The 16936-nt window shown below is 26.0% G+C and carries 17 protein-coding genes; 14 read left to right on the forward strand and 3 right to left on the reverse strand.

Annotated features, from left to right (window positions below):
* The first annotated feature begins 98 nt into the window (after positions 1-98).
* From GIL12_RS00600 to GIL12_RS00640, 9 genes are all read left to right on the forward strand, one after another.
* Positions 99-503 carry a single-stranded DNA-binding protein gene (locus GIL12_RS00600; RefSeq protein WP_163468074.1) on the forward strand — a complete coding sequence of 135 codons (405 nt, stop codon included), beginning with the start codon at positions 99-101 and terminating at the stop codon, positions 501-503.
* Positions 504-551: 48 nt separating this feature from the next.
* Complete coding sequence (gene guaA, locus GIL12_RS00605) at positions 552-2090, forward strand: glutamine-hydrolyzing GMP synthase (protein WP_163468076.1); 1539 nt, start codon at positions 552-554, stop codon at positions 2088-2090.
* Between the two features lie 138 nt (positions 2091-2228).
* The gene (locus GIL12_RS00610) at positions 2229-3557 is read left to right on the forward strand and encodes a hypothetical protein (protein WP_163468078.1); all 1329 of its coding nucleotides are present in this window, start codon (positions 2229-2231) and stop codon (positions 3555-3557) included.
* 27 nt (positions 3558-3584) lie between these two features.
* Positions 3585-4946, forward strand: a complete 1362-nt coding sequence (locus GIL12_RS00615) for an ATP-dependent endonuclease (RefSeq protein WP_163468079.1) — start codon at positions 3585-3587, stop codon at positions 4944-4946.
* 6 nt (positions 4947-4952) lie between these two features.
* The gene (locus tag GIL12_RS00620; RefSeq protein WP_163468080.1) at positions 4953-5570 is read left to right on the forward strand and encodes a hypothetical protein; all 618 of its coding nucleotides are present in this window, start codon (positions 4953-4955) and stop codon (positions 5568-5570) included.
* Position 5571: 1 nt separating this feature from the next.
* The gene (locus GIL12_RS00625) at positions 5572-6354 is read left to right on the forward strand and encodes a UvrD-helicase domain-containing protein (RefSeq protein ID WP_163468081.1); all 783 of its coding nucleotides are present in this window, start codon (positions 5572-5574) and stop codon (positions 6352-6354) included.
* A gap of 47 nt (positions 6355-6401) precedes the next feature.
* The gene (locus tag GIL12_RS00630) at positions 6402-7451 is read left to right on the forward strand and encodes an ATP-dependent helicase (protein ID WP_163468082.1); all 1050 of its coding nucleotides are present in this window, start codon (positions 6402-6404) and stop codon (positions 7449-7451) included.
* A gap of 62 nt (positions 7452-7513) precedes the next feature.
* The gene (locus tag GIL12_RS00635) at positions 7514-7891 is read left to right on the forward strand and encodes a hypothetical protein (RefSeq protein ID WP_163468083.1); all 378 of its coding nucleotides are present in this window, start codon (positions 7514-7516) and stop codon (positions 7889-7891) included.
* 3 nt (positions 7892-7894) lie between these two features.
* Positions 7895-9493: an HD domain-containing protein gene (locus GIL12_RS00640; protein ID WP_163468084.1), complete on the forward strand. Its 1599-nt coding sequence runs from the start codon at positions 7895-7897 to the stop codon at positions 9491-9493.
* A gap of 51 nt (positions 9494-9544) precedes the next feature.
* On the opposite strand, the gene GIL12_RS00645 is transcribed toward GIL12_RS00640, so the two are convergent.
* Together GIL12_RS00645 and GIL12_RS00650 are read right to left on the reverse strand one after the other, a co-directional pair.
* The gene (locus GIL12_RS00645; RefSeq protein ID WP_163468086.1) at positions 9545-9817 is read right to left on the reverse strand and encodes a hypothetical protein; all 273 of its coding nucleotides are present in this window, start codon (positions 9815-9817) and stop codon (positions 9545-9547) included.
* On the reverse strand, positions 9818-11158 hold the full coding sequence (locus GIL12_RS00650; RefSeq protein ID WP_163468087.1) for an alpha-amylase family glycosyl hydrolase: 1341 nt from the start codon (positions 11156-11158) through the stop codon (positions 9818-9820).
* Positions 11159-11421: 263 nt separating this feature from the next.
* Here GIL12_RS00650 and GIL12_RS00655 point away from each other — a divergent pair, with 263 nt between their 5' ends.
* The 4 genes from GIL12_RS00655 (at position 11422) to GIL12_RS00670 (ending at position 15549) form a co-directional block, all read left to right on the forward strand.
* Entirely contained in the window at positions 11422-13029 is a 1608-nt protein-coding gene (locus GIL12_RS00655) for an ATP-binding cassette domain-containing protein (RefSeq protein WP_163468089.1), read from the forward strand.
* A gap of 153 nt (positions 13030-13182) precedes the next feature.
* Positions 13183-13869: an ABC transporter ATP-binding protein gene (locus tag GIL12_RS00660; RefSeq protein WP_203522448.1), complete on the forward strand. Its 687-nt coding sequence runs from the start codon at positions 13183-13185 to the stop codon at positions 13867-13869.
* Positions 13870-13889: 20 nt separating this feature from the next.
* The gene (locus GIL12_RS00665; protein ID WP_163468091.1) at positions 13890-14828 is read left to right on the forward strand and encodes an ABC transporter substrate-binding protein; all 939 of its coding nucleotides are present in this window, start codon (positions 13890-13892) and stop codon (positions 14826-14828) included.
* Positions 14803-15549 (forward strand): ABC transporter permease, encoded by a 747-nt coding sequence (locus GIL12_RS00670; RefSeq protein ID WP_163468093.1) that lies wholly within the window; start codon positions 14803-14805, stop codon positions 15547-15549. The genes GIL12_RS00665 and GIL12_RS00670 overlap by 26 nt, the downstream gene beginning before the upstream one ends.
* 110 nt (positions 15550-15659) lie before the next feature.
* Here the strand turns inward: GIL12_RS00670 and GIL12_RS00675 are convergent, their stop codons facing one another.
* Positions 15660-16280, reverse strand: coding sequence for a Crp/Fnr family transcriptional regulator (locus tag GIL12_RS00675; protein WP_163468095.1), 621 nt, complete (start codon positions 16278-16280; stop codon positions 15660-15662).
* Positions 16281-16441: 161 nt separating this feature from the next.
* Between GIL12_RS00675 and GIL12_RS00680 the strand changes: the two genes are divergently transcribed.
* On the forward strand, positions 16442-16708 hold the full coding sequence (locus GIL12_RS00680; RefSeq protein WP_163468097.1) for a hypothetical protein: 267 nt from the start codon (positions 16442-16444) through the stop codon (positions 16706-16708).
* Positions 16709-16936 lie beyond the last annotated feature (228 nt).

A 16936-nucleotide genomic window follows, 5' to 3' on the forward strand; every position in this document is an offset into this window, starting at 1 on the left:
TTATACTTTGAGTATATTTCTTGTTTTTATATGTATTTTTTGCTATAATTGAGTGAGCAAATATTATAAATAAAATTATAAACTTGGGAGGTTTTTATATGAATTTAATTGTTTTAACTGGAAGATTAACAAGAGACCCAGAACTAAAATATGGTCAAAGCGGAAAGGCTTACTCAAGATTTTCTATAGCTGTTGATAGAACATTTCAAAAGGGTGAAGCTGATTTTATAAATTGTGTAGCATTTGGAAAAACTGCTGAACTTATTGGAGAATATTTGAGAAAAGGTAAAAAAGTAGGAGTTCAAGGTGCTTTACAAATGAATAGATATGAAGTGAACGGAGAAAAAAGAACATCTTATGATGTTGTAGTTTCCAATATAGAATTTTTAGAACCAAAATCAGGAGCAGGAGCACAACATGCACCTGAACAAAAAAATTATGAAAAGCCAACACCATCAAGTGCACCATCGGCACCAGTTGATGATGATGAATTTCCATTCTAAAGCTATTTAACTAAACTTTTATAAATTTATTTACGACACGGAGGGATTATGAAAAAAAATAGTATTCTTATTCTAGATTTTGGTTCTCAATATAACCAATTAATTGCTAGAAGAATAAGAGAGATGGGGGTTTACGCAGAAATCGTTCCCTATTTTGAACCAATTGAAAAAATTAAGGAAAGAGAGCCTAAGGGAATTATTTTATCAGGTGGACCAGCTTCTGTTTATTTAGAAGATGCTTTTATGATTGATAAGGAAATATACAATTTAGGAATTCCTATGCTTACTGTTTGTTATGGTATGCAACTTACTAATTACCTTTTAGGGGGAAAAGTAGAAGCTGCTGCTAAACAAGAATTTGGAAAAGCTCATCTTTTAATAGATGATATTGAAAGTCCTTTATTTGAAGGTATTCCAAATGATTCACAAGTATGGATGAGTCATCAAGACCATGTTGTTCAATTGGCACCTGGTTTTAAACAAATAGCTCATACTGATTCTTGTATTGCAACTTGTTGCAATGAAGAAAAAAACATCTATGGAGTTCAATTTCATCCAGAAGTAACTCACACTGAATATGGAAAAGAAATCTATAAAAACTTTGTTTTTAACATTGCAAAATGTGAAGAAAACTGGAGCATGACAAACTATATAGATGAAACTGTAAAAAACATTAAGGAAAAGGTTGGAGATAAGAAAGTTTTACTTGGACTTTCAGGAGGGGTAGATTCCTCTGTAGCTGCGACTTTAATTCATAAAGCAATTGGAGATCAATTAATTTGTATCTTTGTTGATACTGGGCTTTTAAGAAAAAATGAAGGAAAAACTGTTATGGAAGTATATGCTGAAAATTTCCATATGAATATTAAATGTGTTGACGCTGAAGAAAGATTCTTAACAAAATTAGCAGGGGTTTCTGATCCTGAAAAGAAAAGAAAAATAATTGGAAATGAATTTATTGAAGTGTTCAATGAAGAAGCTTCTAAATTAGAAGATGTTGATTTCCTAGCACAAGGAACTATATATCCTGATGTTATTGAATCACAATCTGTAAAAGGACCTTCTATGACAATTAAATCTCATCATAATGTTGGAGGACTTCCTGAAGATATGCACTTTACTCTTCTTGAACCACTAAGAGAATTATTTAAAGATGAGGTTAGAAAAGTTGGAAGAGAACTTGGAATACCAGATCATATGGTTGACAGACATCCATTCCCAGGTCCAGGACTTGGAATCAGAATTTTAGGAGATGTGGATAAAGAGAAAGCTGATATATTAAGAGAAGCTGACGCTATATTTATTGAAGAATTAAGAAAAGCTGATTTATATACAAAAGTAAGTCAAGCATTTGTAGTTCTTTTACCTGTAAAATCTGTTGGAGTTATGGGAGACGTTAGAACTTATGAATATACTGCAGTTCTTAGATCTGCAAACACTATTGACTTTATGACTGCTACTTGGTCAAAACTTCCATTTGATTTCTTAGAATTAGTTTCTAATAGAATTATAAATGAGGTAAAAGGAATCAATAGATTAACTTATGACATATCATCTAAACCACCAGCTACCATTGAGTGGGAATAGTAGCAATAATAAAAAACCAGAAGAGAGAAATCCCTTCTGGTTTTATTTATTTAATTTGCTTTTTAAAGGTATAAATTTTTAATATTTGACTCTAAATAAAATTGTAAGCAGATAAATTTTAAAATTAGGAGAAGAAAAATGGCTATAAATAAAATTATTAAAATTTTTGAATTAGATTGTGAAATAGCAATGGATATAGAATTTTCATTTAAAGAATTCTTAATAAGAAATTTTGGAAATAAGAAAATAAAAATTACACAGTATTCAGAATTAAATGATAGTTTTTTTCAAGAAAATAGATCCGAGAGTATTTCTCTATTAGGAATTTGTTCTTTTATTCTTGATTATCCTTTGTCTTTTTTTGATGTGAAAAAATTATCTAGAGAAGTTTTAGAAGTAGGAGAAGAAAGAGAAATAATAAGTTATAATAAAATGATTGTAAATGATATAGATTATTCAAGTGATTTAGATAAATTAATAAAACTTTTAGCTAATAATGACAAATCTATTTTAACTGTATTAGACAGATTTAGAAAAGGTTTATTTATGGAGTGTGAAAGTACTCATAGAGCTTCTGATTTATATAATGATGAAGCTATATTAATTTATTTTAATATAATTGAATTTTTAGCGGAAAAATATGGAAAACAATTTTCAAATTATTTAGAATTAAATATTGAAGAGAGTATAGATAATTTTTATGTCAAAGCTTTCTACTTGACTAGTGAAGAGAAAAAAAATAAAAAGCAGGAAAATTTAAAATTAATAAAATCAATTTTATTAGAAAAAGAAAAGACAGTGAAAAATAAAATTTTATTTATGCTAAATGAATTTGGGATATGCTCTAATCAATTGAATTTATTGATTAGTGATTTTGTTAAAAATAGAAATAATATAGCTCACGGAAATGTATATAATAAATTAAGTTCATGTTGTGGACAATCTTTTTTTAATTTAGAGTTGAATTCAATTAATATATCAAATAATCTTAAAACAATTTGTAAATTAATTATTTCAAAACATTTTCAATTAAATGAAATTTTTAAGGAAGATTATTTAAAAATTATGCCAGTAACAAAAAAGATATTAAAAGATATCATTAAAAATCCAACAAGTTACAAATTAAAAAATATGGAATTGATTAATAGCGAGAACAATATTAATTATGAGGAAATTTATCGTTGTTATATTGCTATTGGAGGAATGAAATTAGATGAACTTTCTTTAATTTTAGAAAAAGAATATTTAGAATTAGAAGTTACAGAAGAAATTAAAGATATTGTTTTGGAAATTTCTACAATATTAGCAGATAGTAATATACAAAATATTTCAAATAAAGCAAAAGAGAATATTGAAAAGGCAATAAATAATAATTGGGTAAATAAATCTGATTTAGAAATGATACTTGAACATCAAATTTTTTATGGAGTTAAATCTAATTGGTTAGAATCATATATTAAAGCATGATAATTTCAGATAAAAATTGGAGGAAGTATGTTTATTGAAAAATTAATTATAAAAGGTTTTAAATGTTTTAAAAATAAAACAGAAATAAAAATAGATTCTTTTAATGGAATTATAGGAAATAATGGAAGTGGTAAAACATCAATATTAGAAGCTTTAAGTAGAATGTTTGGGACTGATTATAAATATAGAAAAATAAATAGTAATGATTTTTTTTTAGAACTAGGTGAAAGTTTAGAAAAGAAATCTAAAAGAGAGTTAAGTATTGAAGTTAAAATAGGATTTTATAATGAAGATGTTGATATTTCAGAGTGTTTTAACCAAATGACTGTAGACTCCATAGGCGGGAAACCTTATTGTAGAATAAAACTTGAAGCTATTTGGGAAAAAACAAGTAACCCTGATGGAGATATAGAAGAAAAAATGTATTGGATAAACTCTAGTGATGAAGAAGTTAAAGATTCTAATAAGATACCTCTAAGTATGTCAGATCGCTCTAAAATAAAAGTTTATTATATTCCAGCAACTAGAAATCCCCAAAAACAAATGCAACATACAAGTGGAACTTTAGTTTATCAATTTTTAAAAAACATTAATTGGTCAGAAAACACCTTAGAAAATTTTGAAAAAACAAATGAAATTCTTTCTAAAATAATTCAAGAGGAGAGGGGTTTTGTAACTCTTAATAATAAACTTTCTAGTTCATGGAGTAAACTTTTTAATGAAAAAATTTATAAAAATATTAGTATAAATACAACAAGCAATGATTTTAACTCACATTTATCTAAAATTGAAGCTAGATTTTCTCCAAATCCAGGTGAAGCAGTTGAAACTGAGGAAAAATTAAGTGATGGAATGAAATCATTATTTTATTTTTCATTAATAACTAGCATGTTTGAACTTGAAGAAATGCTAAGAAACTCTCAAGAAGATTCAGGTTTTAGTGTAGACTTGAAGTTAATGCCAAGTTTAACTATTTTTGCAATTGAGGAACCTGAAAATCATTTATCTCCACATTATTTTGGAAAAGTAATGAAAAATTTTAGAGAAATAACTAAAAACAAAAGGTCTCAAGTAATTGTTACAAGTCATTCTCCATCAATAATAAAAAGAATTAATCCTGAAGAAATTAGATATGTATTACAAGATAAAGATAGGATTTCATCAGTTAAAGAAATTGAATTACCTGCGGATAAAAGTGACGCTTATAAATTCGTGAAGGAAGCGATAAAAGCTTATCCAGAACTTTATTTTTCAAGATTAGTTATTTTAGGAGAAGGAGACAGTGAGGAAGTTGTTATTCCTAAAATTGCAGAGGCTTATGGAATTGAACTAGATTCTGATTTTGTATCTATTGTCCCACTGGGAGGGAGATATGTAAATCATTTTTAGAGATTATTGGATCAATTAAATATTCCCTATATTACTTTATTAGATTTTGATAGAGAAAGAGGTGGTGGAGATTGGGGAAGAATAAAATATGTTTTAAAACAGTTACTTAAAATAGATAGAATTAAAAAAGAAGATTTTATTTTAACAAGTGGTAAAATTTTAAGTGATGTTGAATTAGAATCAATGCATACATGGAAAGTAAATAAATTAAATAAGGATGATTCTAAAGTTAAGAGTTGGATTAATTTGTTTGAAAAATATAATATTTATTTTTCATATCCCGTTGATTTAGATTTTTCAATGTTTTTAAAGTTTCCAGAAGCATATAAAAATATAGAAGTAGGAAAAGGACCAAAAATATCTGCTGAAACTGAAAGTATAAAAAGTGCAATTGCTTCTGTTTTAAAAAAAGAGAATAAGTATGTCGAAAATATTTCAGAATATGAAATTGATGATAATTATGATGTTTGGTTTTGGTATAGATATCTTTTTTTAGGAAAAGGAAAGCCTGTTTCACATTTAAATGCTCTTCTTAAGATAGGGGAAGAAGACATAAAAGAAAGAGCTCCTAAAGAATTGGGAAAACTGGTATTAAAAGCAAAAAAACTTTTAGGAGAAGAATAATATGAGAAAATTTATAGAAACTGATTTTTGGACTCCTAGAGGAGTTGAAAAACTAGAATTTAATGCTGAGAAAGTTGTAAAAGAAATAAATAATAATATACTTGTTTCTGCGGGTCCAGGATCAGGAAAAACAGAATTACTTGCACAAAAAGCATGCTATTTATTAGAAACAAATCAATGTAAATTTCCAAAAAAAATTTTAGCTATAAGTTTTAAAAAAGATGCAGCTAAAAATTTAAAAGATAGGGTAGAGTTAAGAGTAGGGAAAGAATTGTCTAATAGATTTGATTCATTTACTTTTGATGCTTTTGCAGTTAATATTTTATCAAGATTTAGAAATGGGTTACCAGATAATTTTAGACCAACAATTAATTATAAAGTTGATCTTAATTTAAACAACAGATTTGTTATGCAAGAATTAATTAGATCTTTTGAAGGACAAAAAGATCTTTTATTATGTGAATTAAATTCTTTAAATCCCAGTACTTTCGAAAGAGAGTATTTATGTGAAAACAAATTATTTTTAGAAAAGAAGATTAATAATAGTATAGGGGAAAAGGTTTCTGAGCTCATCTGGAATAAAAAAATATGTGAAATTTATCCTTCAGAACTTTCTTTCAATATGATTAATAGGCTTTCTGAGTTTATTTTAAGAATGAATCCTTTTATTTTAAAATATCTAAGACAGACTTATGAGTATGTTTTTTTAGACGAATTTCAGGATACTACTCAGATACAGTATGATTTACTTATTACTTGTTTTAAAGGTAGTAATTTAAATTAACTGCAGTTGGGGATAATAAACAAAGAATTATGGGGTGGGCAGGGGCATTGAAAGATGTTTTTAGTATTTTTATCAATGATTTTAGTGCAAAGCACATTAATTTATATAGTAATTATAGATCGGCACCTTGTTTAGTAAAAATTCAACAAACTATAATTAAAGAGTTAGAAGGTCAAGACGCTTTATTACCGGAACCAACTAACAATTGTTATAAAGAAAATGATGGAATTTGTTATGCATGGGCATATGAAAATGAAGAAAGTGAAGCAGTTCATATTGCCGATAAAATAAAAGAATTATTAAATAAAGATAAAATAAAACCCAGAGAAATATGTATTTTAGTAAGGAATAAACCTGAAAAATATACTTTTAGAATTATTCAAAAGTTAATAGACGAAGGCATTGAAGCAAGAATTGAAAAGGAATTTCAGGACTTATTAACAGAACCTTTAATTATTTTAATGTTAGATTTATTTAAACTTATAATTTATAAAAGAAGTTCAAATGCATGGAGAGAAGTATTAGATTATTTGTTAAATTCAATAATAATTTCAGATGATTTTTATAAAAATGAAAGAAAAATTGAAGTAGAATTAGAACATTTTATTAAAGAATGTAAAAATGAGATTAAATTAGGTATAAATTTAAATAAAATATTTGTAAAAACTATTAAATTTTTAAATATAGATAAAATTAAATCAATTTATCCTCAATATAATCAAAATGATTATTGGAAAAATATTTGTAACATTTTGTATTCTAAATTAAACGAGTATATTGAAAATTATAGTCTTGCTGACTCAATAAAAAGATTTGAAGGAGAAAATTCAATACCTATTATGACTATGCATAAAAGCAAAGGGTTAGAATTTCATACAGTTTTTTTTATAGGACTAGAGGATTCTTCTTTATGGAATTATAAAAAAAATTTAAATGAAGAGACTAATGGATTTTTTGTTGCATTTTCTAGAGCAAAAGAAAAAATAGTTTTTACTTTTTGTAGAAGCAGAAAGAAACGCGCTCAAAATTGGTCTGAGATAAAAAGATTATATGAATTATTGAATTCTTCAGGTGTAATTTTAGAATTGATAAATTAAGTGGATAAAAATATATTTCAGAGGTATAATACATTTAGGGAAAGTAAATTAAGGAGGAAATGATGAATTATAAAATAGGATTAGATAATCTTTGGGCTAATGCTTTCATAGAATTATTTGAAAGAAATCAAAAAAAATCAATAGAATTAGAAACATTAAAAAATTTTCAAAGAGTAGTTAAAAACAGGTTAAAAAAAAATGTAGATAATGTAATATTAACAATTCCTGAAAAAGAAGAAAATTTATTTAGAATAGAATATATAGAAAAGTTTTTTTATAAGAAAGAAATAAATGAGTGTATAACTATTGAATTGAAAGAAACTACAGAAATACAAACACTAAGAAAAAAATATAGAGACAATATAGATTATGAAACATTAATTTCTTTTGTTAATGAAGAGACTTTATCAATATTGGGGATTGAGTTAGGAGGAAAATAGAGCATGAACAAGAAAAGATTAAAAGATCCGATATATGGGTATATTGAAATAGATAAAGAAATTATGGAAAAAGTTGTGGATTCTGAATCATTTCAAAGATTAAGAAACATTAAACAAACTAGTTATACGCCTTTGTATTCATCAGCTTTACATAATAGATTTATACATTCGATAGGGGTATATTATTTAGGAAGTTTAGCTTTCGAGGAATTGCGGATAAAAATAGAAAATCAAGATATTTTAGACAAAGAAAATTTAATTCAAATTGGAAAAAGTTTTAGACTAGCTTGTTTATTACATGATGTAGGTCATTCATCTTTTTCACATTCAGGAGAAGAATTTTATTTGAGAGAAGATTCAGAAAATGGGCCTAAGATATATCAAGATTTGATAGAAATAGTTGGTAATGAAATTTTTGAATCCGATGTAAACAAGTATCATGGGTTAAAAAAATTTGCAGCACCCCATGAAATTATGAGTGTAATAGTTTCTTTAGAGAGGTTTAAAGAATTTATAGAATATAAAAAAATAGATATAGATTTTTTTTCTAGATGTATTTTAGGATATAAATATAGTTATGAAACTAAAGAAAATGATATAAAAAACTTATTTATAACTTTATTAAATTCAAAAATAATAGATGTAGATAAATTAGATTATTTAATTAGAGATTCTTTTGTAACTGGTTTTGAAAGTATTTCCATTGATTATAAAAGATTATTAGAGAATCTAGATATAAAAATAGAAAATAATAAAAAATATTTAGTTTTTGATAAGGGAGCTTTAAGTGTTCTGGAAAATGTTATTTATGCGCATGATTCTGAAAAAAAGTGGATTCAAAATCATCCGGTAGTTTTATATGAACATTTTTTGATTCAGCATACTATTAAAAATATAAATAGGAATTTAGCATCTTCTTTGTTCTGTAAAGAAGCTTTATTAAATGAAGGTAAATTAATATCAGAACAAAAATTTAGATTATTGTGTGATTCTGATATAATATTTTTATTAAAAAATAAATATCCAACAGATTTAACAGATGAATATTTTCATAGAAGTGAAAGAAGACATCCTGTTTGGAAATCAGAAGCTGAGTATAAAGCTATTTTTTCTAGAGATTTAGGTGATTATAAATTAAATGAACTAAGTATTATTTTCAAAAAAATATCAAAATACTTAGAAGATAAATCAAAAGTTCCAGTGATTAATGAAGATTTAATTTTATTATTAAAAGAGGCTAAGGAAAAAGTTGTAGAAGATAAAATAATAGATTTAAAGGATAGAAATAGACTTTTAAATGATTATGAAGAAATGTTAAAATGGGTAGAATCTTTAAAAAAATATTCAAAAGAGAACGAATTAAAGTTTGATTATACTGTATTTTTTACCAATAATTTTAGAAGTGGCTTTCAGAAAGCAGAATTTTCAAATTTAAAAATTTATTTTCCAAATTTAAAGAAGAGTTATAAATTAAAAGATATTTTACCACTTTTAAATTCAGATGTTTATGAAGATCAATTTTTTTATCTTTATTATAAAAGATGTGGAAAAGAGATAGACGTTTCTAATTTTGCAAATTTTTTAAAAAAGAATTTATTTTAAAAAGCAAAATAAAAGTATATTTTTTATAAATAATAAAGGGGTTTTATTTATCTAGAATAATTGTCCTGAATAAATTTTATCTGAAATAATATAGACAGTATCTACTATATTTTCACTATGGTTATACTTAGATTTAATTAAATTTATATTTTCAGAAACATATGGAGGAGCATATATTTTAATCTTTGAAGCTAAATTATCAAAGAAAAAATCATTCAAATTAGTTAAATCTCCTCCTATAACAATTGTATCAACAACATTGTCAACACTTTTATTTATTAATGTTTTTTTCAAAGAAACTATCCTAGCCTTGTATCTTTTCATTTATAGAACTCCTAACCATATTTGAGCTGAACGAGGAGCTATTTCAAGATTAAAGTGTTCTTCTCCATTAAGCTTCATTTCATAACCATGAATTAACTCTTTAAATTCTGCAGGATTTTTAAGACCAAAAAGTGAAATATCAGCACTCATGGATTCATTACTTTTATTAATAGCTATAATTCCTTTCTCCCCTCTTCGAAAGATAAGTAAATCATCATGTTCGTAGAGTATCACCATAGGTTCCCCTATAACAGTATTATGAAACTTGATCATAGCTCTTATATCATCTCTTTTATAAGTTCCTACCCACCGATTAGAATCTTCAGGGTGACTTATCCCACTACCATTTTCTAAAGTTGATTCATTATTGTCAGAATAAACTAAAGGTATTCCGCCATCTCTACCAAAAATATAAACATTTGCTAAAAATTCATCCTCTGGATTTAGCATTAAAGGTCTGAAACTTTCATTGAGAGGTAAATCATGATTAACAGTAAATGTAACAGCACGTGACCAATGAAGAGCTTTATCATAAGAAAAAGGATCTACTAAAAGTTTAAGAGAACCTTGATATCCAAATGCTTTTCTAAGCTGTTCTTGAAGAGGGAAATCATAAGCAGAAATATCAGTTTCAGATAAGAATGGTTTTAAAAACATATCAATTTCAGCTTTATTTGTAGCTAGAACTTCTCCAAATAAAAAAGAATCTTCCAAATAAAACTGGTCAACAATATTTTCTATTTGTTTTTCATTAAGATGTTTAACTGCATCTAATCTAAATCCATCAAATCCCATATTTCTTAATTCGTAAAATAATTTACGTTGATGATGCAACACATTTTGTTTACTTTTTAAATCAGGCAAATCTCCAAGTTGCCCATTTTGTACATCAATAGGATCTGTCCAATCTTCAATATTAACCTGATCATTAAAATCTCCTTCATAGAACAATTCTTTCTTTAAATTTCCATATAATTTATTTTTTTCATAATAATCAATGTTTGCTGAATATTTTTCTAACTCCTCTTCCCCAGGAAATGTTAATTTATCCTTTCGATCTTCATTTGCCATATGATTTAATACAATATCAGCATAAATTTTAATTTCTTTTTCATGAGCTTTTCCTATTAATTCTTCAAGATCAGCTTTATCTCCAAGGTATGAAAGAAGAATTCTATAGTCTTTAGGTTGATAGCGTTGCCACCACTCCTTCCCATCAGGGTCACTATATAAAGGTGGAGCAATAAGTATAGCTCCAAAACCACTGTCTGTAATATTTTGTAATTCATTTATAATATCTCTATATTTCCAATTAAAAGCATGAAGAATAACATCTTTCATAAGGTTCCTCCTCCAACAAAATTTTTAATTTATAAATTGTGTATTCAATACTAATATTACCTTTAAATTTTTTAAAAGTCAATTTATACATTATTATAATATTAGACAATCTTTTTATTTTCTGCATCAACATAAGTTCCCGAAAAATTACATTCTAATAAAATAATATAATATTTTTACACTTTAGTTTTGGATTTTATGAAATATGTGTTATGATAATGCTTAGGTTATTTATAACCAATCGCTAAAACAGGAGAAGATATATGAATATTATTGAATTTAAAGATGTAGCAAAATCACATTTCACTCAAAAGTTATATGAAAATGTTAATTTGGAGATCAACAAGGGAGATAAGATTGCTATTGTTGGTAATAATGGAAGTGGAAAATCAACTTTATTAAAATTAATAAATGGAGATGAGGATCCAACTTTTGGAGATATAATAATTGAAGAAGAAGTACAAATTTCTTACTTTGATCAATTTGGAGAAACAAATTTAGATAAATCAGTAAAAGAATTACTAGATTCACCCTTTGAGCATATAATAAAAGCTCAAGCTTACTTGGAAAAAGTTTCAACTGAGTTTACAGGTGAAGCAGAAAATGATGAAAAAGTCATGAAAGAATTTCAAAAAGCATCAGATATTTTTGAAAGTTTAGGAGCATATGACTACATTCATATACAATCTGAATTTATAGATGTATTTGGATTAGGTAATAAATTAGATAGGAAATTTAAAGAGTTAAGTGGTGGAGAAAAGCAATATGTAAGACTTGCAATAGCTTTATTTAAAGAATCTAATCTGATAATGTTAGATGAACCACTATCATATTTTGATAAAAAGAAGACTGCTTGGTTAGCTAACTTTATAGGGGAAAGTCATAAAGCATTTTTAGTTATTTCCCATAATGTTGATTTTATTAGATCATTTTCCAATAGATTCTTTGATGTGGATAATTTTAAAGTAACTACATATGAAGGGGACTATAGAACTTACCAACAGGAAAAAAAGATAAGAATAAAGGAAGAAAAAAAAGAGAATGAGAAAAAAGATGCTGAAATAGCAGAAATGCGTGAAAGAATTTTAAGAAAAGAAAGATTGTTAGAAAGAGTTGAAGACAAACGTTCTCACGCTATAATCTTAAGAAGAATGGAAAGAGAATTGGAAGAATTGGAAAATGGAAAATTTATACATTCTCAAGAATCTGAATATGCTTATAATTCCAAAAGAGAGAAATATTTTACATTTAATAGAGACATTGGTGATGTAATAGCTTCATTTAATAATGTTTCTAAGGAATATCCTGAAAAACCATTATATAAAAATGTTAATTTTGAAATATTTAAAGATAGTAAAATGTGTATTGTAGGAGAAAATGGAAGTGGAAAATCAACTTTATTAAAGATGCTTCTAGGAGAAGAAGTACCTACCACAGGAACTATTGACCTAAATCCTAGGGCAAAATTTGCTTATATAGGGCAAGAAAATATTTTAGAAGATGAAAATATGAGAATTGCAGAATATATTCAAGATAAAACTGGTTTAAACCAAGATTTTATTGAAGGGGCCATTGATACTCTTTTCAATTACCAAGAAGAATTTAGAAGTAAAAAATTAAATATGTTAAGTGGTGGAGAGAAAAAGAGATTAGAAATATTTAGTAATATTTTAGCTGAAACCCACTTACTTGTAATAGATGAACCTTCTACTTATATGGACAGTTACTCTAGAACTACAATTGCAAATATGTTAAAGGAATATGAAGGTGCTGTTGTACTAGTAACCCATGACAAAGAATTATTAAGAATGATTGATTTTCAAATGTTTGACATTAGAGATAGATTATTTAGAGAGAAAGAAAGAGCTTAAAATATTTATTAATAAGGATTGATTCCTGTGTTCCACAGGAGTTAATCCTTTTTGTTTTCAAATAAATAATTAGTATTGCAATATTTTTATAGATATTATATGATTAAGTGGTGAATAGTATAAATATTAGTATAAAAAACAGAAAGGAAAATCATGATAAAGATTAAAAATATTTCTAAAAGTTTTGATGATTTGAAGGTTATTAATGATATCTCTTTTGAAATTGAAAAAAAAGAGATTGTATGTATACTAGGACCTTCAGGTTGTGGAAAATCAACTTTACTAAATATAATAGCAGGGTTAAACAAAGATTATTTAGGGACAATTGAAAATAATGTTGGTAAAATTTCATATGTCTTTCAAGAAGATAGATTACTTGAATGGAAGACTGTATATGAGAATATTCAGTTTGTTAATAGGAATTCAGAAAAAAAAGATATATTAAAATTAATAAAGGAAATTGGACTAGAAGATTTTGAAAATAGTTATCCTAGAGAGTTAAGTGGTGGAATGAGACAAAGATGTTCCATTGCAAGGGCCTTTAACTTTAAAGCTCCACTTCTTATTATGGATGAGCCCTTTAAATCCCTAGACTATACCCTTTCTCTACAAATGATTAAAAAATTAATTAAAGTTTGGGAGGAACGGGAAAATTCAATTTTAATGGTAACACATAATATTGATCAAGCATTGTTGCTAGGAAATAAATTACTTGTTTTATCAAAAAAACCAACAATTTTACTTGAAGAGATAAAAATTCATATTCCACAAGATAAAAGAAAACTTACAGACAAATTCTTAATAGATACAAGAAATAGAATAATAGATTTATTAATTTAATATAAAATAAGGAGAAATAAATGAAAAAAATATTTACATTAATATTCACACTACTATCACTAACTATCTTTGGGAACAATAAAATCAAAGTTATTGCACCAATGGGTGCCCCATCTATGACTTTATTAAAAGTAATGGATGAAAATAAAGTGATTGGAAATAAAGAGATAGAATATGAAATATTAAATGCATCAGATGTTCTTGCATCTAAAATCATATCAAAAGAAGCTGATATAGCAATTATTCCATCAAATTTAGCAAGTAATTTATATAATAAAGATATTAATATTAAATTAGTTTCAACATCAGTTTGGGGAATTTTATATTTAGTTTCAAGGGATGATTCTGTTAAAACCTGGGAAGACTTAAGAGGAAAAGAAATCACTACAATTGGTAGAAACTTAACTCCTGATGCTATTTTAAGATATCTTATAAAAGCTAATAAGTTAAAGGTTGGAAAAGATATAAAATTAACTTATATAAACAGTGCCCCTGAATTAGCTCAACTATTTTTAGCAGGAAAAATTGATATAGCAATTATACCTGAACCTATTCTTTCATCAGTATTAATGAAGAAAAAGGATACCAATATTATTTTTAATATTCAAGATGAATGGAAAAAAACTACAAAAATAGCTATTCCTCAAGTGGTTATGATAGCCCAAGGTGATTTAGTTAAAAACAACAAGGAATTTCTAGATGAATTTATTGAAAATTACAAAAATAGTATTCAATGGGTAAATGCTAATCCTAATAAAGGAGAGGAAATCAGTTTAAAACTTAGCAAAAGGAATCGAGGAAAAATAATGGCTTCATCAATTAAAAGGAGCAATTTAATGTTTAAAAATGCAAAGGATTCTAAAAAAGAGCTGGAAGAATATTATAAAGTTCTTTTAGAATTCAATCCAAAATTAATTGGAGGGAAATTACCAGATGATAAATTCTATTATGAAAAATAAGGAAAAACTATATACGTTATTGTCTATTTTATCCTTAATTATAATATGGAAAGTTTTAGCAGTGATAATAAACAAAAGTATATTGGTTCCATCTCCAGAAGAGACCTTTAAAGAATTAATTTATATTATAAAATCTCCCTATTTTGTAGTCACAGTTCTTGGTACAATTAAAAGGGTTCTTCTTGGATTTTTCATATCCTTTATATTAGCTATAGTTTTAAGTTTACTTGCAGGTTTTAATAATATAATTTATTACCTTCTAAAACCTATAGTGACAATAATAAAAGTAATCCCAACTATGGGGATTATATTACTTGCTCTTATTTGGTTAAAATCAGAATATGCCACTATATTTGTAGGTTTTTTAATTATCTTTCCTATTTTATATGAGAATAATTTAAAGGGAATAAAATCAGTTGATAAGAATTTATTAGAGATGGGTAAAATATATGAGATTAGTCAGTATAATTTAATAAAGGATATTTATTTTCCATCTATGAAGCCCTTTATTCTAGCAGGAATTAACAATGCTTTGTCAATAAATTTAAAAATTATTGTAGCTGCTGAAGTATTAAGTCAACTTCCTAATTCTATTGGAAGTTTTCTTCAAATTGAAAAAACAGCCTTAAACACTTCAGGAGTTTTTGCTTGGTGTTTAGTTGCTTTAATAATAGGTGGTTCTTTTGAAATAATATTAGGTTATATTTCTAAAATAAAGTAAGAGATGCTTAAATTATTTTTATTAAATTAATTTAAGTATAAAAAGTATATCTTTCATCTTAATTTTCTAAGATGAAAGATATACGATAGGGTATAATTGAGAGTTTTGTATTAAAGCTCAGCTATTTTTTCTAATTCATTTTCTTTTACAATAGTTATAATTTTTCCGCTTCTTTTTACAATTCCCTTGTCAATTAATTTTCCTAAAGCTAGATAGAAATTACTTCTACTACATTTCATGAAATCTGAGAATAGAGAAAAGTTTTTTATATTTATTTGTCCATCATCAGAGTAATTAAGAAGTACATAAGCAAGAAATTTTTCAACATTTTTATCTAAACGGTATACTAATTCTTCTATTAATGAAAAGGAGTCTACAGTTGTATTTTTTAGGTACTGAAAAAGAAAGTTACTATTAGTGAGAAGTTCTTTACTTTTTTCAGAAGAAATCTTAAGTATTTCAGTTTTTTCCATTGCTATATAGTAGAAGTTATCAGTGACTTTTCTTTCTAAAAAATAGTCATATCCACCAAGAATCATTCCATTTTTTTTGGAGTTTTTTAAAGGCATTCTTTTTCCTTTATCATCTTCATATACTAAAAGAAGATTTCCTTTAGTCATAATTCCAAATGACACTCCAAAATTATAGTGATAAATGATTTCAAGAGGTTTAAGTTGTATTTTTTTTTCTATATCCGTATCTAAAAATTGAAATTCTGTATTATCTTTCATTTTTCCTCCTTCAATCTTTTTATTTTAATATTATATATCTTAATGATTTATTTATCAATGATAAAAATGTCCTAAATAGGACAGCAGAATATTACTAAAAATGATATTCTTATTTTATAGTGAATATATTTAAAATAATTTTTTAATTTGAGGGGGAAAATATGAATAAAAATTTAAATAAACAAGAAAGTCCAAAAATTTATCAAATTGAAACAAGAAAAGAGGATTATGTAAGTCCTACAACCTTTGTTCCTAAAAAAGTAGTTTCTATAACTGGTGGTATTGCAGAAAGTATCGTTACTTCAACTGAAAGAATTCTTAATAAAGAGGCACCTTTTCTTAAGAAAGGTGTAGTTAAAGCTATTGGTGAAAATCAATATAATGCATGGGAAATGGTTAGTGACGAAGGAGGAAAAGGACATTTATAAACAGCACCAAATCCTTTAACATATTATGCAGCAGGATCAGCATCGAGCTTATTAACTCAAGTTGAAAGAGGAATAAAAATATTAGGATTAGATGTTAATAATGTAAAAGTTGAGTCAGAAATTTTCTTTAGATGGGATAATCCTTTTACCTATAATTGGTCTGGTTATACTGATAAAGTTGTATCAAGTATCATTGTTGATAGTAAAGAATCACCTGAAAAAATAAAA

It is taken from the genome of Fusobacterium sp. IOR10 (assembly GCF_010367435.1).
Classification (GTDB): Bacteria; Fusobacteriota; Fusobacteriia; order Fusobacteriales; family Fusobacteriaceae; genus Fusobacterium_B.